At 77.7% G+C, this 1,531-nt stretch carries 2 protein-coding genes; both read left to right on the plus strand.

The window, feature by feature from the left end; translation table 11 throughout:
* The first annotated feature begins 151 nt into the window (after positions 1 to 151).
* Positions 152 to 1,285 (plus strand): sensor histidine kinase, encoded by a 1,134-nt coding sequence (locus ACFV4N_RS42820; RefSeq protein ID WP_499678426.1) that lies wholly within the window; start codon positions 152 to 154, stop codon positions 1,283 to 1,285.
* Positions 1,282 to 1,531, plus strand: a 250-nt coding sequence (locus ACFV4N_RS42825; protein WP_499678427.1) for a response regulator transcription factor, incomplete at its 3' end; no start/stop codon positions are given. The genes ACFV4N_RS42820 and ACFV4N_RS42825, both read left to right, overlap by 4 nt.

Consider the following 1,531-nt stretch of genomic DNA (forward strand, 5'->3'; position numbering starts at 1 on the left):
GCTGGAAGCCACGTTCGACCGCCTCGTGGCGCTCGCCTCCCGGTGACCGGCGCGCCCCCCGGCCGGGAGCCGCGCCGATCGCCGTGCGGTGCCGCCGCCGCCCGTGCTCCGGGCCGGTCCGCCGCGGCGCGGGCTCGCCTACCATGAGCCGGTGCACGAGTTCCTCCGGTCCGTGTGGGACGAGCCGCGCCCACCGCGCCCGCCGTCGCACGCCCGGCGGGACTGGGCGCTGGTGGGCGTGCTCGCGGTGGTCGCGGTGCTGGAAGGGCTGCTGAGGGAGGACCTCCGGTCGCCGGTCGCCTCGGTCGTGGTCGCCGTGGGGCTGCTGCCCGCGTTGCGGTGGCGGCGGACCAGGCCGCTGCCGGTGGTCGTGGTCGTCTTCGGCGTGGGCGCGGTGGTCCCGGTGGTGCTCGGCCACGAGCCCGAGCTGGACACCATGGTCTACCTGCTGCTGTTCCCGTTCTCGCTGTTCCGCTGGGGGTCCGGGCGCGAGGCCGTGCTCGGCTCGCTGGTCGTGCTGGCCAAGCTCGGCTCCTCGGTCGCGCTGGGCACCACCGCCCCCGGCGACGCGCTCGCCGGCGTGGTCGTCCTGTCGACGGCCGCCACCCTCGGCGCGGCGCTGAGGTTCCGGGTCCGCGCGCGGGTGCGCGAACTCGACCAGGTCAAGCTGCTGGAGCGGGAGCGGCTGGCCCGCGACCTGCACGACACCGTCGCGCACCACGTCTCGGCGATGGCCATCCGCGCCCAGGCCGGCCTCGCCACGGCGGCCTCGCACCCGGAGGCCGCGGCCGACGCGCTGCGCGTGATCGAGTCCGAGGCGTCGCGGGCGCTGGCCGAGATGCGCACCATGGTCCGGGCGCTGCGGCGGGACGAGCCGGCCGACCTGGCGCCGAGCCCGGGTGTCGCCGACATCGACCGCCTCGCGGGCCGCTCGCCGTTCGGCCCCACCGTCGAGGTGGAGGTCGTCGGCGACGTCGAGGACGTGCCCCCGTCGGTCGGGACCGCGGCCTACCGGCTCGCCCAGGAGTCGGTCACCAACGCCCGGCGGCACGCCCGGCACGCCTCCAGGATCGGGGTGCGGGTGGTCGTGGACGACCGGGCGGTGCGCCTGTGGGTGACCGACGACGGCGAGCGCTCCACCCGCCCGGCCGCGGCGCGGGGTCACGGGCTGGTCGGCATGGCCGAACGCGCCGGCCTGCTCGGCGGCGCCTGCGAGGCGGGCCCGAACCCGGACCGCGGCTGGACCGTGGCCGCCGTGCTGCCGCGCACCGGGGGCGCCGCATGAGCGTCAGCGTGGTCGTCGCCGACGACCAGGAGATCATCCGCACCGGCCTCACCATGATCCTCGACGCCCAGCCGGGCATCGAGGTGGTCGGCGCGGCGGCCGACGGCGGGCACGCGGTCGAGCTGGCCCGGCGGCTGCGCCCCGACGTGTGCCTGTTCGACATCCGGATGCCCGTGGTCGACGGCATCGAGGCCACCCGCGCGCTCGCCGGGCCCGGCGTCGCCGACCCCCTGGCGATCGTCGTGA

Origin of the sequence: Actinosynnema sp. NPDC059797, from assembly GCF_042732085.1 — a bacterium.
In the GTDB taxonomy this organism is placed as follows: Bacteria; Actinomycetota; Actinomycetes; order Mycobacteriales; family Pseudonocardiaceae; genus Actinosynnema.